The organism is Halomonas sp. KM-1, assembly GCF_000246875.1.
GTDB classification, from domain to species: domain Bacteria; phylum Pseudomonadota; class Gammaproteobacteria; order Pseudomonadales; family Halomonadaceae; genus Halomonas; species Halomonas aerodenitrificans.
Genome location: NZ_BAEU01000118.1, coordinates 1 through 20461 on the forward strand (window position 1 = coordinate 1; position 20461 = coordinate 20461).

21 protein-coding genes are annotated in these 20461 nt (G+C 64.4%); 15 read left to right on the top strand and 6 right to left on the bottom strand.

Features of this window, described 5'->3' with window-relative positions; translation table 11 throughout:
• The first annotated feature begins 144 nt into the window (after positions 1–144).
• Positions 145–1386 carry a uracil-xanthine permease family protein gene (locus B8115_RS13375; protein WP_010628317.1) on the top strand — a complete coding sequence of 414 codons (1242 nt, stop codon included), beginning with the start codon at positions 145–147 and terminating at the stop codon, positions 1384–1386.
• 3 nt (positions 1387–1389) lie between these two features.
• Here the strand turns inward: B8115_RS13375 and B8115_RS13380 are convergent, their stop codons facing one another.
• Positions 1390–1971 (bottom strand): cupin domain-containing protein, encoded by a 582-nt coding sequence (locus B8115_RS13380; RefSeq protein ID WP_010628318.1) that lies wholly within the window; start codon positions 1969–1971, stop codon positions 1390–1392.
• Between the two features lie 139 nt (positions 1972–2110).
• Between B8115_RS13380 and mobA the strand changes: the two genes are divergently transcribed.
• From mobA to B8115_RS13410, 6 genes are all read left to right on the top strand, one after another.
• Positions 2111–2734, top strand: a complete 624-nt coding sequence (gene mobA, locus B8115_RS13385) for a molybdenum cofactor guanylyltransferase MobA (RefSeq protein ID WP_010628319.1) — start codon at positions 2111–2113, stop codon at positions 2732–2734.
• Positions 2735–2739: 5 nt separating this feature from the next.
• The gene (gene mobB / locus B8115_RS13390) at positions 2740–3321 is read left to right on the top strand and encodes a molybdopterin-guanine dinucleotide biosynthesis protein B (RefSeq protein WP_010628320.1); all 582 of its coding nucleotides are present in this window, start codon (positions 2740–2742) and stop codon (positions 3319–3321) included.
• A 53-nt stretch (positions 3322–3374) separates the two neighbouring features.
• Complete coding sequence (gene moaC, locus B8115_RS13395; RefSeq protein WP_010628321.1) at positions 3375–4184, top strand: cyclic pyranopterin monophosphate synthase MoaC; 810 nt, start codon at positions 3375–3377, stop codon at positions 4182–4184.
• Positions 4185–4188: 4 nt separating this feature from the next.
• Complete coding sequence (gene moaE, locus B8115_RS13400) at positions 4189–4656, top strand: molybdopterin synthase catalytic subunit MoaE (RefSeq protein WP_010628322.1); 468 nt, start codon at positions 4189–4191, stop codon at positions 4654–4656.
• Positions 4640–5653, top strand: coding sequence for a GTP 3',8-cyclase MoaA (moaA, locus tag B8115_RS13405; protein WP_035591109.1), 1014 nt, complete (start codon positions 4640–4642; stop codon positions 5651–5653). The genes moaE and moaA overlap by 17 nt, the downstream gene beginning before the upstream one ends.
• A gap of 153 nt (positions 5654–5806) precedes the next feature.
• Complete coding sequence (locus B8115_RS13410; protein ID WP_010628324.1) at positions 5807–6097, top strand: H-NS family nucleoid-associated regulatory protein; 291 nt, start codon at positions 5807–5809, stop codon at positions 6095–6097.
• Between the two features lie 116 nt (positions 6098–6213).
• Here the strand turns inward: B8115_RS13410 and B8115_RS13415 are convergent, their stop codons facing one another.
• Positions 6214–7797 carry a ribonuclease J gene (locus B8115_RS13415; RefSeq protein ID WP_010628325.1) on the bottom strand — a complete coding sequence of 528 codons (1584 nt, stop codon included), beginning with the start codon at positions 7795–7797 and terminating at the stop codon, positions 6214–6216.
• 242 nt (positions 7798–8039) lie between these two features.
• Between B8115_RS13415 and purU the strand changes: the two genes are divergently transcribed.
• Positions 8040–8894, top strand: coding sequence for a formyltetrahydrofolate deformylase (gene purU / locus B8115_RS13420; RefSeq protein ID WP_026038114.1), 855 nt, complete (start codon positions 8040–8042; stop codon positions 8892–8894).
• Positions 8895–8912: 18 nt separating this feature from the next.
• Entirely contained in the window at positions 8913–9584 is a 672-nt protein-coding gene (locus B8115_RS13425; RefSeq protein ID WP_010628327.1) for an energy-coupling factor ABC transporter permease, read from the top strand.
• A 36-nt stretch (positions 9585–9620) separates the two neighbouring features.
• Here B8115_RS13425 and dinB read toward each other — a convergent pair whose 3' ends face one another.
• On the bottom strand, positions 9621–10670 hold the full coding sequence (gene dinB, locus B8115_RS13430; protein WP_010628328.1) for a DNA polymerase IV: 1050 nt from the start codon (positions 10668–10670) through the stop codon (positions 9621–9623).
• 139 nt (positions 10671–10809) lie between these two features.
• Positions 10810–11457, bottom strand: a complete 648-nt coding sequence (gene lexA, locus B8115_RS13435; RefSeq protein ID WP_010628329.1) for a transcriptional repressor LexA — start codon at positions 11455–11457, stop codon at positions 10810–10812.
• Positions 11458–11654: 197 nt separating this feature from the next.
• Between lexA and B8115_RS13440 the strand changes: the two genes are divergently transcribed.
• From B8115_RS13440 to B8115_RS13465, 6 genes are all read left to right on the top strand, one after another.
• On the top strand, positions 11655–12323 hold the full coding sequence (locus B8115_RS13440; RefSeq protein WP_010628330.1) for a TetR/AcrR family transcriptional regulator: 669 nt from the start codon (positions 11655–11657) through the stop codon (positions 12321–12323).
• A gap of 1 nt (position 12324) precedes the next feature.
• Positions 12325–12843: a L,D-transpeptidase gene (locus B8115_RS13445; RefSeq protein ID WP_010628331.1), complete on the top strand. Its 519-nt coding sequence runs from the start codon at positions 12325–12327 to the stop codon at positions 12841–12843.
• A gap of 101 nt (positions 12844–12944) precedes the next feature.
• Positions 12945–13958, top strand: a complete 1014-nt coding sequence (gene nagZ, locus B8115_RS13450) for a beta-N-acetylhexosaminidase (RefSeq protein WP_010628332.1) — start codon at positions 12945–12947, stop codon at positions 13956–13958.
• A 41-nt stretch (positions 13959–13999) separates the two neighbouring features.
• Positions 14000–14578: a hypoxanthine-guanine phosphoribosyltransferase gene (locus B8115_RS13455; RefSeq protein WP_010628333.1), complete on the top strand. Its 579-nt coding sequence runs from the start codon at positions 14000–14002 to the stop codon at positions 14576–14578.
• 199 nt (positions 14579–14777) lie between these two features.
• On the top strand, positions 14778–16055 hold the full coding sequence (locus B8115_RS13460; RefSeq protein WP_010628334.1) for an aspartate aminotransferase family protein: 1278 nt from the start codon (positions 14778–14780) through the stop codon (positions 16053–16055).
• Position 16056: 1 nt separating this feature from the next.
• Positions 16057–17415, top strand: coding sequence for a VOC family protein (locus B8115_RS13465; RefSeq protein ID WP_010628335.1), 1359 nt, complete (start codon positions 16057–16059; stop codon positions 17413–17415).
• A 98-nt stretch (positions 17416–17513) separates the two neighbouring features.
• Here B8115_RS13465 and B8115_RS13470 read toward each other — a convergent pair whose 3' ends face one another.
• Both B8115_RS13470 and B8115_RS13475 read right to left on the bottom strand, forming a co-directional pair.
• A complete protein-coding gene (locus tag B8115_RS13470; RefSeq protein WP_010628336.1) occupies positions 17514–19004 on the bottom strand; it encodes a CoA-acylating methylmalonate-semialdehyde dehydrogenase in 1491 nt (496 codons plus the stop codon).
• Positions 19005–19015: 11 nt separating this feature from the next.
• On the bottom strand, positions 19016–20356 hold the full coding sequence (locus B8115_RS13475) for an aspartate aminotransferase family protein (protein WP_010628337.1): 1341 nt from the start codon (positions 20354–20356) through the stop codon (positions 19016–19018).
• Between the last annotated feature and the right edge of the window lie 105 nt (positions 20357–20461).

A 20461-nucleotide genomic window follows, 5' to 3' on the forward strand; every position in this document is an offset into this window, starting at 1 on the left:
GCGCTTCATCTCGCTCGTCGATTTGTTCAGCGCTTCCCTAGGTCGAAGAAATGGAGTACACGCCCCTGAGATCGCGATCCAGGGGCGTTTTTCTGGGCAGGACGCCTTCGACCCAACGACACGACAAAAGAAGGAAAACACCCCATGAACGAACATGTGGCGGCTGCGCAGGCGCCTGCCGAATCCCTGCCCAGGGTCCTGCTGACCGGGGCGCAGATGCTCTTCGTCGCCTTCGGCGCGCTGGTGCTGGTGCCGCTCTTGACCGGACTCGACCCCAGCGTGGCGCTGTTCACCGCCGGGGTGGGTACCCTGGTGTTCCACGGCGTGACCAAGGTGACCGTGCCGGTCTTCCTGGCTTCGTCGTTCGCCTTCATCGCCCCGATCCAGGGCTCGGTGGTCAATTTCGGCGTGCCGGCCACCATGGGCGGACTGATGGCGGCGGGGCTGGTCTACGTGGCGATCTCACAGGCGGTACGCCTGAAGGGCACGGCCTGGCTGCATCGCCTGCTGCCACCCGTGGTGGTGGGGCCGGTGATCATGGTGATCGGTCTGGCCCTGGCGCCGGTGGCGGTGAGCATGGCCACCGGCGAGACCAGCGACAACATCGGCTATGGGCCGGCGATCTTTCTCTCCATGGTGAGTCTGCTGGTGACTCTGGTACTGGCCGTCTTCGGTCGCGGCCTGCTGCGGCTGGTGCCGATCATGGGCGGCATCGTCACCGGCTACGTCCTGGCCCTGCTGATGGGCGTCGTCGACTTCACGCCGGTGCAGGACGCGGCCTGGCTGGCCATGCCTGCTTTCACGGCGCCAAGCTTCCACTGGGCGGCAATCCTGTTCATGATCCCCGTGGCCATCGCGCCTGCGGTCGAGCATATCGGCGACATGATTGCCATCGGCTCGGTCACGCGCAAGAACTACCTGGAAAAGCCCGGCCTGCACCGTACCCTGCTGGGTGACGGTCTGGCGACCACCACTGCGGCGCTGTTCGGCGGTCCGCCCAACACCACCTATTCCGAAGTGACCGGTGCGGTGACCCTGACCCGTGCCTTCAACCCCAGGATCATGGTGGTAGCCGCCTGCATCGCCATCGCGCTGGCTTTCGTGGCCAAGCTGGGCGCACTGCTGCAGACCATCCCCGGCCCGGTGATGGGCGGTATCATGACCCTGCTGTTCGGCTCCATTGCCGTGGTCGGCATGAACACCCTGGTGCGCGCCGGGCACTCTCTTACCGCGCCGCGCAACCTGGTGGTGGTATCGCTGATCCTGGTGTTCGGCATCGGCGGCATGCAGTTCGGTGGTGGCCAGTTCACCCTGCAGGGCGTGAGCCTCGCCGCGCTGGTGGGCATCGTGTTGAACTGGGTGCTGCCCACCGCCGACGAGGAGTGATCCTCACGTATGGTGCAACTCCTTGCCGCCTTCGGAAAAGGTGGGCGGGGAGTTGGCGCTGACGATCACGCACTCCGCATCGCCCACATTGCGGAAGCGGTGGGGCAGGCGCGAATCGAAGTAGTAGGCGTCGCCGGCGCGCAGCAGGCGAGTTTCGCCGGCTACGGTGAGCTCGATCTCGCCGGCGACGATCACGCCGCCCTCCTCGCCATCGTGCTCAAGCATGTCCCCGCCGGTATCCGCTCCAGGAGGGTAGCGCTCATGAATGATCGACATGCTGCGATCCGGGCGGCGTGCCGCCACCAGCCGCCATGAGAGATGGCCGTCGCCGATCTCGGTGAGCTCCTCGGCGGGATAGAAAGCGCGCGGCGGTGAGGGCTCGTCGCCGGCAAAGAACGCGCTGATCGATACCGGCAGGGCATCGAGAATCTTTTTCAGCGAGCTCACCGAGGGGCTGACGCTGTTCTGCTCGATCAGCGAAATGGTGCTGTTGGTAACCCCGGCTCGCTTGGCCAGTTCACGCTGGGACAGCTTGCGTGTCTTGCGCAATTCGCGCAGACGTGTCCCTACATCAAATCCTTCCATTGTCAGGTCCAGAACGTTCGATTTGTTTGACACATGATACCCGTTAGCTGCGCCTTGGATAAGATGACCTTGATCATGGCAATGCCCATGTTCGGTACGGCGCCGTGGAAGCGGCGCGCGGGCTGAGGCATGATGGGGTATGACCGATCGATCAGAAAACGCGATACCCAACCCTCTTACCGACGTGACCGGCCTGATCCTGGCCGGCGGTGAGGGTCGACGGATGGGCGGGCGAGACAAGGGGCTCGAGCCGCTTCGTGGCGTCGCGCTGGTAAGTCACGTGCAGGCGCGATTCGCCGGCAGGGTAGCCGAGGTGCTGATCAGTGCCAATCGGCACCTCGACGACTATCGCCGGCTGGCCGGGCGGGTGGTGCCCGATGCCTTGGGGGGCTTCCAGGGGCCGCTGATGGGTATCTACAGCGGCCTGCTCGCTGCCGGTACGCCCTGGGTGCTGGTGGTACCCTGCGACACGCCGGCGCTGCCGGACGATCTGGTGGCGAGAATGGTCGCCGGCATCGGCGAGCATCGCATCGCCGTGGCCCATGACGGTGAACGCCTGCACCCCGTGGTCATGCTGCTCGAGCGCTCGCTGGCCGACGACCTGCATGTCGCCCTGCAGGCAGGAGAGCGCAAGGTCGGTCGCTGGGTCGAGCGCCATGCCTGGATCGCCATTGATTTCAGTGACTGTCCGGACGCCTTCATCAACCTGAACAGCGAAGATGACAAGCGGCGCCTGGAGATGCGCCCGAACGAGGAGAGTTGACCCTGATGTCTCGAACGCAGCCAGCCGCGCTTGGCTTCGACGATGCACTGCCGCTGCTGGGGATTGCCGCCTGGAGCGGTACCGGCAAGACCACGCTGCTGGAAGCGTTGCTGCCGCGCCTTGCCGCGCGTGGCCTGCGTACCGCCGTGATCAAGCATGCGCATCATGAATTCGATGTCGACCAGCCGGGCAAGGACAGTCATCGCCTGCGGCAGGCGGGAGCGGCCCCGATGCTGGTTGCGTCACGGGCCAGGTGGGCCATGATGATGGAAACGCCCGAGAGTGAGGAGGCCGATCTTGCGCAACTGATCGACGTCGTGCGCAGCCAGCGGCCCGACCTGGTGCTGGTAGAGGGCTTCAAGGCCTGGCCCTTGCCGAAGCTGGAACTCTACCGCGAGGCCGTCGGCAAGACGCTGCGAGTGGCCGAAGACCCGTGGATCAAGGCCGTGGCGAGCCAGCCCCGGGTGGCGCTACCGCCGGGGGTCGAATGGCTCGACCTCGACGACCTGAACGCCATTGCCGCCTGGGTGGCGGCCTGGCCGGCACGCTGGCCGGCCGAGTGCGCGCCTCGCGATGCCATCCGCTGACGCGCTTCATCATTGAACCGACAACTGCCCAACCGATCCCGAGGCTGCACCCCATGAGTCTGACCCATCTCAATACGCGCGGCGAAGCCCATATGGTCGATGTCGCTGACAAGCCGGAAAGCCGCCGCGAGGCGACCGCTTCAGGCCATATCCAGATGAAGCCCGAGACCCTGGCGCTACTGAGCGAGGGTGGGCTGCCCAAAGGGGATGTGTTGGCCACGGCGCGTATCGCCGGCATTCAGGCGGCCAAGCGCACCCACGAGCTGATCCCGCTGTGCCATGCCTTGGCGCTCTCGAAGGTGGCGGTGGACTTTCATCTGGATGAGCAGAACAGCCGCGTCGAGGTCGTCGCCACGTGTCGCCTCAATGGGCGCACCGGTGTGGAAATGGAGGCGCTGACGGCCGTCTCGGTGGCCTGTCTGACGCTCTATGACATGTGCAAGGCAGTCGATAAGGACATGGAGATCGGCGCCATCCACCTGGATGCCAAACAGGGCGGCAAGTCGGGAGATTATCGGCGCCAAGTGGAGCCGGCAACGGCCCCCATCGTGACGGGTGAGGGTGCGGCCGGGCAGGTCTCGGTGGGCAGCCGCTGTGACATCGATTCCCCCTGTGTGCGGGTGAAGTTTCTGGCCGAATTGCGCGAGCGCTTGGGCGTCAGCGATCTCACTCTGCTATTGGACAGCCTGCCGAGTACCGATGTCGGCGGCTTGAAAAGTGTCCTGGTGAAGCGCGATCCTCGCTTTGCCCATCTCAGCGAGGGTCGGGTGCTGTGTGCCGTCAATCAGGTCATGGCGTTGGATGCGACTCCCATCACCAACGACGATGAAGTGGCGTTCTTTCCGCCGGTGACGGGAGGTTGAGGCGATGATTCGGGTTCAGGAAGCGCCTTTCGATGCCGGCGTTGAACAGCAGCGGCTGCTTGCCGACCGTTCCGACATCGGCGCCGTGGTGAGCTTCACCGGATTGGTGCGCGACTTCAACGAACGGCCCGATGTCACGGCACTGACCCTCGAGCATTATCCGGGCATGACCGAGGCGGCGCTGGGTGAGATCGTCAATCAAGCCGAGGCTCGCTGGTCGCTGCAGGGGGTGCGGGTCATTCACCGGGTTGGACGACTGACCCCGGGAGACCCTATCGTACTGGTGGTGGTGGCCAGTGCGCATCGGCGCGCCGCTTTCGAAGCCTGTGACTTCATCATGGACTATCTCAAGACCCGAGCCCCTTTCTGGAAAAAGGAACACAGCATCACGGGTGACTACTGGGTTGCCGAGCGTGAGTCGGATTACCGTGATGCCAGCCGCTGGGAGAGCGAGAATGACAAAATCCCCTGAGCCATTGCCTTCCGAGTTGATCGACGACTTCGGCAGGCGTGTCCGCTACGTGCGGATCTCCGTGACGGATCGCTGCGATTTCCGCTGCGTCTACTGCATGAGCGAGGAGATGACCTTCCTTCCTCGGGCGCAGATATTGACGCTGGAAGAGTTGACTCTGGTGGCGCGAGCGTTCGTCGAGATGGGGGTCGAGAAGATCCGGCTGACCGGTGGAGAACCCCTGGTGCGGCGCGGCATCGATCAGCTCATCGAGGCAACGAGTGCGCTGCCGGGACTGCGCGATCTGGCCATGACCACCAATGGGGCAGGGCTGGTCAAGCATGCACATCGCTTGCGTGAAGCTGGGCTGGGAAGGCTCAACATCAGCCTGGATACCCTGGATCCCGAGCGCTTTCGTAAGCTGACCCGTACCGGCGATTTGTCTCGTGTGCTGGAGGGCTTGCGTGCCGCACGCGAAGCCGGCTTCGAGCGCATCAAGCTCAATGCCGTGATCCTCAAGGGTCGCAACGACGATGAAGTGCTCGATCTTGTCGAGTTCGCCCGCTCCGAGCGAGTCGATCTCAGCTTCATCGAGGAGATGCCCCTCGGCGATGTCTCCGATCATTCGCGGGCCGAGACCTTTTGCTCCAGCGACGAGGTGAAGGCGGCAATCGAGCGGCGTCACGAACTGATTCCGACTACCGAATCGACGCTGGGGCCCTCGCGCTACTACCGCATGAGCGACAGCGACAGCCGTATCGGCTTCATTTCCCCTCATAGCCACAACTTCTGCTCCAGCTGCAATCGGGTCCGTGTGACGGCGGAAGGGCGGCTTCTGCTCTGCCTTGGCAATGAGCATTCGGTCGATCTGCGTGCCGTACTGCGCCAGCACCCGGGGGATCTCGATGCCCTCAAGCATGCCATCGTCAAGGCACTTCCTCTGAAGCCCGAGCGCCACCATTTCACCACCGATGGCGATGTTCAGATCGTTCGCTTCATGAACATGACGGGGGGATAAGAGAGGGAAGATGCCGACATAAGTCGGAACTCTTTGACGCTATTCCGTGCATCGTTGGTGGGCCCTTTTCTTGCCAAAATGGCAAATCGGCATATACTTTCGACGAGTGGGCCTTTGTGGCTGACTCGTCGTTTTCTTGCATGGAGGAGGCCAATGTCCAGCGAAACCCTGGAGCGCATCGCCCGTAACAAGAACGTGGCTCGGGCCGCAGCTCGCCAGTTGAGCATGGAGCAGCTGCACAAGCTCTCCGATGTTATCGGCGAGGTCATCGAACAGAAAAATGAGGAAGAGAAGCTCCGCAAACAGGAAGAAGCGGACAAGGAAAGAAAACTGGCTGAGATCCGTGAGGCCATGAGCGATGCTGGTCTCTCCGTGGAAGATCTCGTGGGTGAGCAACCTCGCCGTCGGCGCGGTCGGCCACCCAAGAATGCCAGCGGTTCGTGACCCGGCAGGGAACGAGTCGTCTGCTAGTAGTGCCACAGAAGGGAGCAAGGCGGGGGCCTTGCTCCCTTCTGCTGTTCATGTCAGGAGCGGTTCACTTGTGTCGCCATGAGAAGAATTCAGCGAAAGGCCGGTGTTTCCACGGCAAAGAGCTGCAGATGAATGTCGGGCAACTGGCGCAGATGTTGACCGAGCCAGTAGGTGATTTGAGGCTGCAGGGCTGAGCGTAGTTCGGCCAGCGTCGACACATCGATCTCTTCCAACCTTTCATCCAGCCATTCGGTGAAACTGTCTTCGTCCATGGCGCTGACGCGGTGGGCGTCCATCATCAGCCTGCCAATGCGGGTCCAGCCCGTGCCCGTGTAGGCCACCGAAAGGGCCAGATAGAGAATGCCGTGACGCGATGAGCCCTGTTCCGCTGCAAGGCCGGGCAGGGGAGCGACGGCGTTCTGGCTGACGATGCAGGGGCGCTGCGGATGGCGAGATTCGACGTTCAGGCCTTCCGCATCCAGCCGGATCAGATCGCCATTGACCGGTAAGAGGGGCGACTGGATGCCCATCGAGTGCGCCAGCTCCTGATGGGCCTGCTGGTGGCGTGGTTCGCCATGCACCGGCAGCAGATGATGCGGTCGTACCCAGCCGTAGAAGGTGCGTAGCTCCTCTTGGGCAGGATGCCCCGAGGCGTGCAGCTCTGGATGGTTGAATTCGTCCCAGATCGTCACGTCGAGGCGTTTGAGTGCCTGTTTGAGGCGCTCGATCTGATACTCGTTGCCGGGAATCGCCTTGGCCGAGAACAGCACGGTGTCGCCTGCCATCAGCTCGAAGCTGTGGTGTCGGCCATGGGCGAGGCGGCTCAATGCTGCCCGCGGTTCCCCCTGGCTGCCCGTGGCGATCACCAGCACCTCTTCCGCTGGCAGATAACCCAGGTCGCTGACCGGGACAAGCGCCGGCATGTCCTCCAGGTAACCCAGCCCCCGGGCCACGGCTACCATGCGTTCCATGGCGCGACCCATCAGGCTTACCCGGCGTCCGCAGCGCTCGGCGGCTCTGGCCACGGCCAGCACCCGGGCCAGGTTACTGGCAAAGCAGGTCACCACGACCCGGCCCGTGCACTGGGCAAGGCGCTGCTCCAGGGCCCTGGCGACTTCGCCTTCGCTGCGCGAGTGGCCCGGCATGGGAGCATTGGTGGAGTCTCCCACCAGCAGGTCGAGCGGTGCCAGGGCGCGAAAGGTCGCGCCTTTCACTGGCGGGCCGATGAGCGGTTCGGGGTCGAGCTTCCAGTCGCCGGTGTGCAGCACCCGGTAATCGCCGACGACGATCAGCAGCGCGCAGCTCTCCGGTATCGAGTGGGTCAACGGCAGATAGCGCAGGGTGAAGGGGCCGCTTTCCAGGGCTTCGCCCGGCTCGATCACCTGAATGGCATCGGTGGCGAGACCGCGCTCGTGGAATTTGGCGCGCAGCAGGCCGGCCGCCAACGGGGTGGCATAGATCGGGCATTGCCACTTGGGCCACAGCCAGGCGGCTGCACCGATGTGGTCTTCATGACCGTGGGTGATGAGCAGCGCCTGGGGGCGAATGCCGAGGGCCTCGGGTGTTTCCAGGCTGGGAACCTGCAGCGGTGAGTCGGGCAGATCCTGACGGATCATCATGCCGCAATCGACCGCGATCCATGTCTCTTCGTACCCATACAGCGTCATGTTCATGCCGATCTCACCACAGCCCCCCAGCGGCAGGAAGTGAAGCGGGCAGCGACGGCGGGGACGAATGGTGACGCGAGTAGAAGACATCGGCAAGACAGGGACCAGGCAATTGAGTCTTCACTATACGGGATCGTCGCGACCCTTCACAATGCAATGCCCGCGGGCGGCTGCGGTTGGGCGTGTCGTGGGTATGTCGATTTCGCTACAATGCCGGCTTCCTGATTCCGTTCAGCAGCGGGTTTTTCATGTCTCACTACTATCGACTCGTCGTCTCCTGTCCCGATCGTCGCGGCATCGTGGCTCGCGTTTCCGGGTTCATTGCGGGCCATGAGGGCTCCATCACCGAAGCGAGCCAGCACTCCGATCTGGAGGCCGGACGCTTCTTCATGCGCTACGAAATTCTCGCCGACTCCATCGGCATGAGCGCAAGCGAGTTGACCGAGGCCTTCGATCCCGTGGCCCGTGAATTCGACATGGAGTGGGCTCTGCGCGATACCCGCCGTCGTCCCAAGGTGGTGATCATGGTCTCCCGCGAGTCCCACTGTCTGGTGGATCTGCTTTACCGCTGGACGGCAGGGGAGCTCGATTGCGAGATCGTCGGTGTCATCTCCAATCACGACGACATGCGCGGCCTGGTGGAGTGGCACGACCTGCCGTATTTCCATGTTCCCGTGCAGGCCGACGACAAGGAGGCAGCCTTTGCCGAAGTAGAGCGCCAGGTCGAGGCCCTGGAGGCCGACGTCGTGGTACTGGCCCGCTACATGCAGATCCTGCCGCCGCGACTGTGCCAGCGCTATGCCGGTCGGGTGATCAACATCCATCACAGCTTCCTGCCCTCCTTTGCCGGTGCGCGTCCCTATCATCAGGCTCACTCCCGGGGCGTGAAGCTGATCGGCGCCACCTGTCACTACGTCACCGAGGAACTGGACGCCGGGCCGATCATCGAACAGGACATACACCGGGTGAGTCACTGCCATACGCCGCAGGACCTGGTGCGTTTCGGCCGCGACGTGGAGAAGGCGGTATTGGCCCGCGGGTTGCGCTGGCATCTGGAAGATCGGGTGCTGATCCACGGCAACAAGACGGTCGTCTTTGCCTGAACCCGAAGGGAGTTCGGCATGACCATATCCGAGCTGATACTACCGACATGGATACTGCTTGCCTGCGCAGCGGTATCGTTGTCGGTGCTGGGGCTGTCGGTGGTGCATCACTCCTGGCAGGTGCTGCTGAGCGACCGGGCTCTGCAGCACCGCTGGCTGGCGGCAAGCGTGGCGGTCGTGCTGATGTGGCAGCTCAGGGCGCAGTCGGTGGACTGGCTGAGCCTGCACTTGATGCTCACGGCATTGCTGACGCTGATCTTCAAGGCGCCATTGGCGCTCATGACCAATCTGATCGCCAATCTCTCCCTGGTGCTGCTGGGCAAGGTCGGCTGGCCCTTGCTGGGCGTCAACGTGCTGGTCAACGGGGTGATTCCCATGATGATCACGGTGTCGATCTGGCGCATCGTGGACCGCTATCTGCCCGACAACCTGTTCGTGCTCATATTCGTATGCGGCTTCTTCGGTGCGGCGCTGGCAGCGCTGGGAGCTGGGGGCGCTGGGCTGGGGCTGGTCATGCTGGCGGCCGGCGATCCGGAGGCGGTGTACCTGGCCAGGGAGTATGCACTGTTCCTGCCACTGCTGATGCCGCCCGAAGCCTTCATCACCGGGATGCTGCTCAGCATTCTAATGGTCTACCACCCCCACTGGGTCGCCACCTTCGACAGCCACCGCTATATCGATACCAAGTGATCGGGAGGCGGTAGTTGAGTGGCAGGCGGCGAGGAATCAGAAGGGCAGGCTGAGCTGGCGTCTGGCATCGTCCGACACCAGCCTCACGCCCACGCCGAGCAGGCGCACCGGGCGTCCTTGCCTGGCCCAGGCCTGCTCCATCAGCGAGGCGAAGGTCTCGGCGCTGGGCGAAGCGCCTCGGGAGTCCAGCGTGGTCAGCGAAAAGTCGTCGAAGCGTACCTTCACGAAGGCCCCCGACACGGGCGGGTGGCCGTGGCGAGCCAGACGCGCCTCCAGGCGTTCGCAGAGCGGGTTCAACTGTTCGTAGCACTGGGCCAGGTCGGGCAGGTCGCTGGCAAAGGTGGTCTCCACGCTCACCGACTTGCGCTCGCGCTCGATGCGCACCGGCCGCTCGTCGATGCCCCGCGACAGTTCGAACAGGCGGCGGCCGAACTTGCCGAATTCCTGCAGCAGGCGTTCCAGAGGAACCTGCTGCAGATCTTCGCAGGTGGCAATTTCGAGCGTCTCGAGACGCTTGGCCGTGGCCGGGCCGACGCCGTGCAGCTTGGTTACGGGCAACTGGCGCAGGAACGCATCGACCTGGTCCGGGGCGATGACGGTGAGGCCGTCCGGCTTCTCCCAGTCGCTGGCGATCTTGGCCAGGAATTTCGCCGGGGCCGCGCCAACCGAGACGGTGATCCCGACGCGTTTGAAGCACTCTTCCTTCAACCAGCGCGCCATCCAGGTGGCGCTGCCCGAAAAGCGCGTGACGTCGGTGACGTCGAGAAAGGCTTCATCCAGCGAGAGCGGCTCCACCAGCGGCGTCAGCTCGTGGAAGATGGCCAGCAACTGCTGCGAGGCTTCGCGGTAGCGGTCGAAGTCACCCTTGAGCAGGGTGAGGTGGGGGCACAGGCGCAGAGCCCTGGCGGTCGGCATGGCGGAGCGGATGCCGTAGGCCCGCGCCGGATAGTTGCAGGTAGCGATCACCCCGCGGCCCTCGGCGCTGCCACCGATGGCCAGCGGCACCTCGCGCAGCGCCGGGTTGTCGCGCATTTCCACTGCGGCATAGAAACAGTCGCAGTCGGCATGCAGAATCTTGCGACTCATCAGTGTCGTTCCGCTCAGTTGGAGCGCTTTCTGAGCGATGACCAGACTAGGCGGAGCTCGACGAGGAAGCGGAGTTGACTGTAGTCAATGAGCATTCCGAGGAGAGCTCCAACGCCGTATGGTCGAGTTCAGGAAGCGATCAACCCAAAGCTTGGCCGTTGCCGCCACGTATGACCCCCACTCCGATTCCTTCGATCTCCAGCTCCTGATGGCGCAGGTCGACCTCGATGGGAGCGAACTCCGCGTTCTCCGCCTCCAGCACGACCCGATGGCCCTGGCGATGGAAGCGCTTGACCGTCACCTCGTCTTCGAGACGCGCCACCACGATCTGGCCGTCGCGCACACGCTCGGTGCGATGCACCGCCAGCAGGTCGCCTTCGAGGATGCCGATATCCTTCATCGACAGGCCGCGAACCTTGAGCAGGTAGTCGGCGCGGGGCGTGAAGTAGTCCGGCGGCAGTGGGCAGTAGCGATCGATATGCTCGGCGGCGAGGATCGGGCTACCGGCGGCGACCTCACCGATCACCGGCAACCCCTCGCTGTTGGGCTCCAGGGCGCTGGTATCGTTGTCCTGTGCCGGCAGGCGTATGCCGCGCGAAGTGCCGCGTATCACCCGGATCACGCCCTTGCGCTCCAGCGCACGCAGGTGCTCCTCGGCGGCGTTCGGCGAGCGGAAACCCAGGGCCCGGGCGATCTCGGCCCGAGTGGGAGGATAGCCGAGCTCGTGCATGGTCTTGACGATGAAGTCGTACACGTTCTGCTGGCGCGAGGTGAGGGGGCGGCTCATGGCGAACTCCGATGGCTGTCTTGCTCTATTGTGCAAGTATACAGCATGGAAGTCTATCCAGTAAAAGTGAAGTTCAGCCGAGCTGTATTCCGCGGTGTCGTTTAAAACGCTGATGCAACGCTATACGTTGTGAGAAGGCAGCGAATGACGTAGACTTTTGTAATGTTTAAAACAGGCGTTTCCAGCGGGAATTGATCATGGCCCAGACCGATACCGTCACGCGCATTCTCGATACCGCCGAGGTGCTTTTTGCCGAACGCGGTTTTGCCGAGACCTCACTGCGCACCATTACCAGCAAGGCGCGCGTCAATCTAGCGGCAGTGAACTATCACTTCGGCTCCAAGAAGGCGCTGATCCAGGCGGTATTCTCACGCTACCTTGACCCTTTCACGGTGCGTTTCCATCATGCCCTCGATGAACTCGAGGCGCAGCATGCCGGTGGCGTCATTCCGTTGGAAGAGCTGCTCGAGACCATGGCGCGCACCGTGCTCGAGGTGCCGGCGGAGAAGCACAGCCTCAAGGTGTTCATGAAGCTGCTGGGGTTGGCCTACAGCCAGGCCCAGGGGCATCTGCGGCGGCACATCCAGGAGGAGTACGGCAGCGTCTTCACCCGCTTCACCGACCTGGTGCGTCGCGCCACCCCCGAGCTGCCGGATGCCGAACGCTTCTGGCGTCTGCACTTCGTGCTGGGCACGGTGATCTTCACGCTGTCCGGTCTCGATGCGCTACGAGACATCGCCGAGAAGGACTATCACGAGCACGTGTCGGTGCGTGACCTGATACGCCGTCTGCGGCCGGTCGTGGTCGCCGCCATGAATGCGCCGCTGCCGCCGCCGCCCGCCGTGCAGCCGGCCAAGGCGAGCTGAGATGCAAACGCCGAGGCTCGATGCGTTGCCTCCCAGTGAAGGGGTATGGCTCGAGGTCGACATCGGCCGCCAGTGCCTCGTGCACTGGCAGGGCGAGCAGCGGCAGGAAGAGTGGTCCGTTTCCACCGGGCTTGCCGGTACCGGCCAACGTGAAGGCAGCGGCCGTACACCGCTCGGCTGGCATTACGTGCGGGCCGCCATTGGCGATGGCTTGCCCCCCGGTAGCGTGTTTCGCGGTCGGCGTCATACCGGTGAGACGTTCAGCCAATCGCTGGCCGAGGCCCATCCGGAACGCGATTGGATACTGACGCGCATCCTCTGGCTGTGCGGGCTCGAGCGGGGGTTCAACCGCGGGGGCGCCGTCGACTCCCAAAGACGCTACATTTACCTGCATGGTACGCCGCCCGATCAGCCGATGGGGGTGCCGCGTTCGCATGGCTGCATTCGCATGCGCGATGCGGATCTGCTCGCGGTCTTCGCGCTGGCGCCGCCCGGAACGCCGGTCTGGCTCCACGAATAGAGCGCGGATTCAGTCGCACCGGATCGTGCTAGGGGGTGGCTGTCGCCTGGCACGGCTTTCGTCTAGAATCAGCTCCCTTTCATGGCCAAAGGACTCCGCTCATGACCCAGACCCTAGGTCCGGTGATGCTCGACCTGGAAGGGACCGAGTTGCGTAGCGAAGAGCGCGAAATGCTCATGCGCCAGGAGGTCGGGGGTGTCATCCTGTTCGCGCGCAACGTCGAGCATGCGCGACAAGTGCGCGAGCTGTGCAATGCCATTCGCAGCGTTCGCCCTGGGCTGCTGCTGGCCATCGATCAGGAAGGGGGGCGCGTCCAGCGCCTGCGTGACGGCGTGACGCGTCTGCCCGCCATGGGCAGGATCGGTCGTGACTACGAAGCGAATCCCGAGGTTACGCTGCGCCTGTGCCTAGATGCCGGCTGGCTGCTGGGCATGGAAATGGCCGCCTGCGGACTCGACCTCAGCTTCGCCCCGGTGCTCGATGTCGATACCGGCATTTCCAGTGTCATCGGCGATCGCAGTTTCTCTTCCGATCCCCATGCCGTGGCGGCCATGGCGGGGGCCTTCATCGGCGGCCTGCACGAAGCCGGCATGGCGGCGGTGGGCAAGCACTTCCCTGGGCACGGCAGCGTGGCGGCCGATTCCCACCTGGAGCTGCCCGTCGACGACCGTCCGCTGGAGCAGCTGCGCCAACATGATTTGATTCCTTTCGCCGAGCTGAGCTCGCGGCTGGATGGCGTCATGCCGGCACATGTCGTCTACTCCGCCTTCGATGCGCGTCCGGCCGGTTTCTCGGCGAGCTGGCTGGGTCTGCTGCGCGAGTCGCTGGGGTTCAAGGGCACCATCTTCTCTGACGACCTCGGCATGGCAGGTGCCGGTTACGCCGGTTCGCCGGGCGAACGCGCCTTGGCCGCGCTGGATGCCGGCTGCGACATGGTGCTGGTCTGCAACGATCGCGCCGCCGCGCTCGAAGTGCTGGATGCCTGCCAGGGCCGGAGCGTACGGCTGGGCTCGCGTCTGCGCTACGGTCGTGCACGTCCCGACATCGATTCATTGGCAGCGCTGGGGCGCTGGCGCCGGGTGCATGCCCGTCTCGAGGCCATGGCCTCGCTGTAACTCTTTCTCTTCCCGTTTACCTTCGTTGAAACGAGTCATACATGCCCAAACTCGAAGCCGACTTTCATCAATCCCTGGCCACCATGCGCGACGTCATGGACAACGCCGACTGCCTGATCAGTCATGAAGAGGTCGAGCGCGCGCTGGACCGCATGGCCGAGCAGATCACGGCCGATCTGGGCGACAAGCTGCCGGTCTTCTACTGCGTGATGAACGGTGGCCTGATCACCACGGGGCACCTGCTCACCCGGCTCGGTTTCCCGTTGGAAGTCGACTACCTGCATGCCACCCGTTACCGCGGCGGCATTCGCGGCGGCGAGCTGTTCTGGCGTGTGTCGCCGGAGATCCCCATGGCCGGTCGCCATGTGGTGATCGTCGACGACATCCTCGACGAAGGCGCGACCCTGGCCGCCATCCTCGACTATTGCCAGGAAGCCGGCGCGGAGAGCATCTCCACCGCCGTGCTGGTGGACAAGCGTCATGACCGCAAGGCGGTGCCGGGTCTCAAGGCCGACTACTGCAGCCTCGAAGTGGTCGACCGCTACGTGTTCGGCTTCGGCATGGATTACAAGGGGTACTGGCGCAATGCGCCGGGGATTTTCGCGCCCAAGGGTCTGTAGCTCGGTATATCTCATTCGCGATAGATTTAGGAATGTCATCGCAAGCCGCGCATGTAGATTGATGAAAGTTTTGTGAAAAATATATAAGACGCCAGATTTCATGACTTTATGGAATGAATTGGCGTCTTTTTTTCGTTTGAGCATGCCCTCGGCCATCTGCTCTCATGGAGCGATCTCTCACGGTTGCGAGACGTTTTTCATGGACTTTCCTCACGTCAGCCAGGGCCTGGGTATCGTGCACCCCATCTGTATCGAGCGGGGGCGTAATGCCGAGGTATGGGACGAGCGTGGCACGCATTACATCGACTTCATCGGCGGTATCGGCGTCCTCAACCTGGGGCATTCACATCCCGAGATCGTCACGGCCGTGAAGTCGCAGGTCGATACGCTGATGCATTCGGCGTTCAATGCCGTACCGCACCGCGGCTACCTGGAAGTCGCCAAGGCGTTGGATGCCTTCGTGCCCGTTTCCTACCCGCTCTCCTGCATGCTCACCAACAGCGGTGCCGAAGCCACCGAGAACGCCTTGAAGGTGGCGCGTGCGGCGACCGGTCGCCAGGCGGTCATCGCCTTCGACGACGGCTTCCATGGGCGCACGCTGGCGGCACTGAATCTCAACGGCAAGGTGAAGCCCTACAAGAGCCGCTTGGGCGCCTTGCCGGGGCCGGTGTACCACGTGCCTTTCCCCAGCGGTGAAAGCGGTGTCGATGCCGATCAGGCCATGGCAGCCCTGGAGCGGCTCTTCGAGGTCGAAACGCCTGCCGACGAAGTGGCGTGCATCATCGTCGAACCGGTCCAGGGCGAGGGCGGTTTCCGCGTGCTGTGTGCCGACTTCGCCAAGCGGCTGCGCGCCCTGTGCGACAGGCACGGCATCGTGCTGATCTTCGACGAGATCCAGTCGGGGTTCGGACGCACCGGGGCCCGCTTCGCCTTCTCCCGGCTGGGTGTCGAGCCCGATCTGCTGCTGATGGGCAAGAGCATGGCGGCGGGGCTGCCATTGGCGGCGGTGGCGGGTAGGACGGAGTTGATGGACGCCGTGCCCAAGGGTGGGCTGGGCGGCACCTATTCGGGCAACGCCCTGGCCTGCGCCGCGGCGCGTGCGGTGATGGCCCTGATGAGCGAAGAGGCCCTGGCGAGCTGGGGCGCGCGTCAGGAGGCGCTGATCGTCGAGGCCCATCAACGCTGGCAGGCCAGTGGGCGCTTCCCAATGCTGGGAGACCTCACCGGCGTGGGGGCCATGCGCGGGATCGTGTTCGAGGATACCGACCGCACCGGCGCTGCCGATCACCTGGCTGCGCTGCTGACGGCGGCGCGCGAGGCCGGTGTGCTGCTGATGCCCAGCGGCCGACGGCGCAACGTGCTGCGTTTGCTGGCTCCGCTGACCGCCGAGCCCGACACCCTGCAAGAAGGACTCAGGCGCATCGAGCGCGCCCTGGAGTCGCTCGTTCAACCCAATACCCATACCGTGGAGGCCTGAATTGTCTGCCCACTATCTTACTTCCGATGAGATCCGCGATCGCTTTTCCCGGGCCATGTCGGCGATGTATCAGGCTGAAGTACCGCAGTACGGGGCGCTGCTCGATCTGGTCCAGCGTGTGAACCGGCAAGTCCTGGAGGCCGATCCCGCCCTGGCCGGGCGCCTTGCCAGCCATGGCGAACTGGAGCGCCTGGACGCCGAACGCCATGGCGCCATCCGCGTGGGCACGGCCCAGGAGCTGGCCATGCTGCGTCGCCTGTTCGCCGTCATGGGCATGCATCCGGTGGGCTACTACGACCTCTCCGAAGCCGGCGTGCCGGTACACTCCACGGCCTTCCGCCCGGTGGATGACGCGGCGCTGGCGCGCAACCCTTTCCGCATCTTCACCTCGCTGCTGCGCCTCGAGCTGATCGAGAACCCGACGCTGCGTGAGCAGGCGGCAGCCATTCTTGCCGGCCGCGACATCTTCACCCAGGGTTGTCGCCAGCTGATCGAACTCCATGAAGCGCAGGGCGGGCTCGATGAAGAGCAGGCCGAGCGCTTCATCGGTGAGGCTCTGGAGACGTTCCGCTGGCATCGCGACGCCACGGTAGATCTGGAGACCTACCAGGCGCTGCATGCCGAGCACCGGTTGATCGCCGACGTGGTCTGCTTCCGCGGCCCGCACATCAATCACCTCACGCCGCGCACGCTGGACATCGACGAAGTGCAACGGCGCATGCCCGCCGCCGGCATGCAGCCCAAGGCGGTGATCGAGGGGCCGCCTCGTCGCGCGTGCCCCATCCTGCTGCGCCAGACCAGTTTCAAGGCGCTGGAAGAGGGCATCCACTTTGCCGGTGAGCGGCAGGGAACCCATACCGCCCGCTTCGGTGAAATCGAGCAGCGCGGCATGGCACTGACCGCCAGGGGACGTGAGCGTTACGACAGCCTGCTTGGCGAAGCACGGCGCCGCACCGCCGGGCTCGACAACGAGGCGCATCAGCGCGTGCTCGCCGAGGTCTTCGCCGACTTCCCCGATGACGAGACCGTGCTGCGGCGCGAGGGGTTGGCCTTCTTCCACTATCGCCTGACCGGGGCCGGAGAGGCGGCGGGTCGTGTAGAGGGTGCCAGCCTGGAGACGCTGATCGACCAGGGCCTGGTGGAAGCGCTGCCGCTTACCTACGAAGACTTTCTGCCGGTCAGTGCGGCAGGCATCTTCCAGTCGAACCTGGGAGGTGGGCAGAACGGGGCCTATGCCGGCAATGCCAATCGCGAGGCCTTCGAGCAGGCCTTGGGGGCGCCGGTCTGCGATGAGCTCGCGCTCTATGCCGAGCGTGAGCGAGCCTCCCGCGAGGCGGTGCTGCAAGCCTTGGGGCGCTGAGCAGCGCCTGTCACTCGAACGCTCAAGCCGTGAGAATGGCGAAAATGGCAAAGCCGAACCAGGTGTCTGGTTCGGCTTTGCCATGCTAACGCCTGGTGTCAGGAGGGGAAGGAGAACTGCGCGCCCTCGCGGACCCCGGCTGACGGCCAGCGCTGGGTGACGGTCTTGCGCTTGGTGTAGAAGCGCACGGCATCCGGCCCGTAGGCGGCCAGGTCGCCGAACAACGAGCGCTTCCAGCCACCGAAGCTGTGGTAGGAAACCGGCACCGGCAACGGCACGTTGATGCCGACCATGCCCACCTGGATATTGTCGCTGAAGTAACGGGCCGCTTCGCCGTCACGGGTGTAGATGCAGGTACCGTTGCCGTACTCGTGGTCGTCGATCAGCTTCATGGCTTCTTCCATGGAGCCGGCGCGAACCACCAGCAGCACCGGCCCGAAGATCTCCTCCTGGTAGCAGGTCATTTCAGGGGTCACCCGGTCGATCAGGGTGCCACCCACATAGAAGCCGCTTTCGAAGCCCGGTACCTGCACCCCGCGGCCGTCGACCACGATCTCGGCACCCTGGGCCTCGGCGCTGTCGATGTAGCCGCACACTTTCTCCTGGTGGGCCTGGGTGATCACCGGGCCGAAGTCATTGCCAGCGTCGGCGAAGGAGCCGACCTTGAGCGACGTCATCCGCTCCCGCATCTTGGCAACCAGGGCGTCGGCGGCGGCGTCGCCCACGGCCACTGCCACGGAGAGGGCCATGCAGCGTTCGCCGGAGGAGCCGAAGGCGGCGCCGGTGAGCGAATCGACCACGTTGTCCATGTCGGCGTCGGGCATCACGATGGCGTGGTTCTTGGCGCCGCCAAGCGCCTGGCAGCGCTTGCCGTTGGCGCTGGCGCGGCCATAGATGTACTCGGCGATCGGCGTGGAGCCGACGAAGCTGACGGCCTGGACGCGAGGGTCGTCGAGCAGGGTATCGACGGCCTCCTTGTCACCGTTGACCACGTTGAGCACGCCGGCGGGCAGGCCCGCTTCCAGCGCCAGTTCGGCGATGAACAGGGTCGAGGTCGGGTCGCGCTCGGAGGGCTTGAGCACGAAAGTGTTGCCGCAGGCGATGGCCATCGGGTACATCCACAGCGGCACCATGGCGGGGAAGTTGAACGGCGTGATGCCGGCCACCACGCCCAGCGGCTGGAACTCGCTCCAGGAGTCGATGCCGGGGCCGACGTTCTTGCTGTACTCGCCCTTGAGCATTTCCGGCACGCCGCAGGCATACTCCACGTTCTCGATGCCGCGCTGCAGTTCACCCTTGGCGTCGTGGACGATCTTGCCGTGCTCCTGGCCGATCAGCCGGCAGATCTCGTCGGCATGCTCTTCGAGCAGTTGCTTGAAGCGGAACATGACCCGGGCGCGCTTGGCCGGCGGTGTGTTGCGCCAGGTCGGGAAGGCGGCCTGGGCAGCGGCGATGGCCTGCTCGACGGTGGCCTTGCCGGCCAGGCTCACCTGGCCGCTTACCTCGCCGGTAGAGGGGTTGAAGATGTCCTGAGTACGCCCTTCGCCGGCGACGCGTGCGCCGTCGATCAGGTGGCCTAATGTGGTCATTGCGTCTTCTCTCAATCCAATTCGCCGATGGTTTCGCCCAGCACGTTGACGAGGCGGTCGATCTCGTCGCGCTCGATGATGAAGGGCAGGCCGAGCTGAATGGTGTCGCCGCCGTAGCGCACGTAGAAGCCCTTGTCCCAGCACTTCATGGCGATCTCGAAGGGGCGGCGGGCCGGCTCGCCGGGGTGGGGCTCGATCTGCAGCGCCCCGGCGAGGCCGTAATTGCGGATGTCGCTGATGTAGCGGGTTCCCTTGAGTCCATGCAGGGCCTCTTCGAAGACCGGACTCATCTCGCGCACGCGTTGGATCAGGCGGTCGTTCTCGAGCACGTCGAGTGCCGCCAGCGCCGCGGCGCAGGCCACCGGATGCCCGGAGTAGGTGTAGCCGTGGGGCAGTTCGAGCATGTAGTCCGGGCCGCCCTGTTCCATGAAGGTGTGATAGATCTCGCTCTGCACGACCACCGCGCCCATGGGTATCGCGCCGTTGGTGAGCTGCTTGGCCACGTTGAGGATGTCCGGCACCACGCCGAACTCCTCGGCGCCGGTCATGGAGCCCATGCGGCCGAAACCGGTGATGACCTCGTCGAAGATCAGCAGGATGTCGTGCTGATCGCAGATCTCGCGCAGCCGCTGCAGGTAGCCCTTGGGCGGCGGAATCACCCCGGCCGAGCCGGCCAGCGGCTCGACGATCACCGCGGCGATGTTGGAGGCGTCGTGCAGGGCAATCAGCTCCAGCAGCTCCTCGGCCCGCTCGGCACCGCGCTCGGGCATGCCCCTGGTGAAGGCGTTCTCCTTGAGCAGGGTGTGGGGCAGGTGGTCGGCATCGATACCCTGGCCGAACAGTACGCGGTTGGCGCCGATGCCGCCCAGGCTGATGCCGCCGAAGTTGACCCCGTGATAGCCCTTGGCGCGACCGATCAGCTTGGTCTTGGTCGGCTTGCCCTTCTTGCGCCAGTAGGCGCGGGCGATCTTCAGCGCCGTGTCCGCACTCTCCGAGCCGGAGCCGGTGAAGAATACGTGATCGAGCCCCTGAGGCATCAGGCCGCGAATCCGGTGGGCCAGCTCGAAGGCCTTGGGGTGGCCGAACTGGAACGCCGGTGAGTAGTCCAGTTGCTGGAGCTGACGCGTCACGGCCTCGGTGATCTCCGGCCGACAGTGGCCGGCACCGCAGGTCCACAGCCCCGAGAGGCCGTCGAAAATGCGCCGACCGTCGGCGTCGGTGAAGTAGCTGCCCTCGGCGCCCACGATGATGCGCGGGTCGCGCTTGAACTGGCGATTGCCGGTATAGGGCATCCAGTAGGCGTCCAGTTGCTCCTGACTCAGGCCGCCGTGCAGTGATTGATGAACCGACATCTCAGCACCCTCTGTTGGCATGGCCGCGGTCGACGGCCTTTGTAGCAGGCTAGGTCGAGATGAAAATAAATTAAATCCAGATATTTTTAAGTTCACGTAAGCCAA

Coding starts and splice junctions, on each gene's coding strand:
- B8115_RS13470 (WP_010628336.1), bottom strand. CDS start 19,004: ATGACCACATTAGGCCACCTGATCGACGGCGCACGCGTCGCCGGCGAA.
- moaC (WP_010628321.1), top strand. CDS start 3,375: ATGAGTCTGACCCATCTCAATACGCGCGGCGAAGCCCATATGGTCGAT.
- B8115_RS13425 (WP_010628327.1), top strand. CDS start 8,913: ATGACCATATCCGAGCTGATACTACCGACATGGATACTGCTTGCCTGC.
- B8115_RS13415 (WP_010628325.1), bottom strand. CDS start 7,797: ATGAACATGACGCTGTATGGGTACGAAGAGACATGGATCGCGGTCGAT.
- B8115_RS13460 (WP_010628334.1), top strand. CDS start 14,778: ATGGACTTTCCTCACGTCAGCCAGGGCCTGGGTATCGTGCACCCCATC.
- lexA (WP_010628329.1), bottom strand. CDS start 11,457: ATGAGCCGCCCCCTCACCTCGCGCCAGCAGAACGTGTACGACTTCATC.
- B8115_RS13475 (WP_010628337.1), bottom strand. CDS start 20,356: ATGTCGGTTCATCAATCACTGCACGGCGGCCTGAGTCAGGAGCAACTG.
- moaA (WP_035591109.1), top strand. CDS start 4,640: ATGACAAAATCCCCTGAGCCATTGCCTTCCGAGTTGATCGACGACTTC.
- mobA (WP_010628319.1), top strand. CDS start 2,111: ATGACCGATCGATCAGAAAACGCGATACCCAACCCTCTTACCGACGTG.
- purU (WP_026038114.1), top strand. CDS start 8,040: ATGTCTCACTACTATCGACTCGTCGTCTCCTGTCCCGATCGTCGCGGC.
- B8115_RS13445 (WP_010628331.1), top strand. CDS start 12,325: ATGCAAACGCCGAGGCTCGATGCGTTGCCTCCCAGTGAAGGGGTATGG.
- dinB (WP_010628328.1), bottom strand. CDS start 10,670: ATGAGTCGCAAGATTCTGCATGCCGACTGCGACTGTTTCTATGCCGCA.
- B8115_RS13410 (WP_010628324.1), top strand. CDS start 5,807: ATGTCCAGCGAAACCCTGGAGCGCATCGCCCGTAACAAGAACGTGGCT.
- moaE (WP_010628322.1), top strand. CDS start 4,189: ATGATTCGGGTTCAGGAAGCGCCTTTCGATGCCGGCGTTGAACAGCAG.
- nagZ (WP_010628332.1), top strand. CDS start 12,945: ATGACCCAGACCCTAGGTCCGGTGATGCTCGACCTGGAAGGGACCGAG.
- B8115_RS13455 (WP_010628333.1), top strand. CDS start 14,000: ATGCCCAAACTCGAAGCCGACTTTCATCAATCCCTGGCCACCATGCGC.
- B8115_RS13380 (WP_010628318.1), bottom strand. CDS start 1,971: ATGGAAGGATTTGATGTAGGGACACGTCTGCGCGAATTGCGCAAGACA.
- mobB (WP_010628320.1), top strand. CDS start 2,740: ATGTCTCGAACGCAGCCAGCCGCGCTTGGCTTCGACGATGCACTGCCG.
- B8115_RS13375 (WP_010628317.1), top strand. CDS start 145: ATGAACGAACATGTGGCGGCTGCGCAGGCGCCTGCCGAATCCCTGCCC.
- B8115_RS13440 (WP_010628330.1), top strand. CDS start 11,655: ATGGCCCAGACCGATACCGTCACGCGCATTCTCGATACCGCCGAGGTG.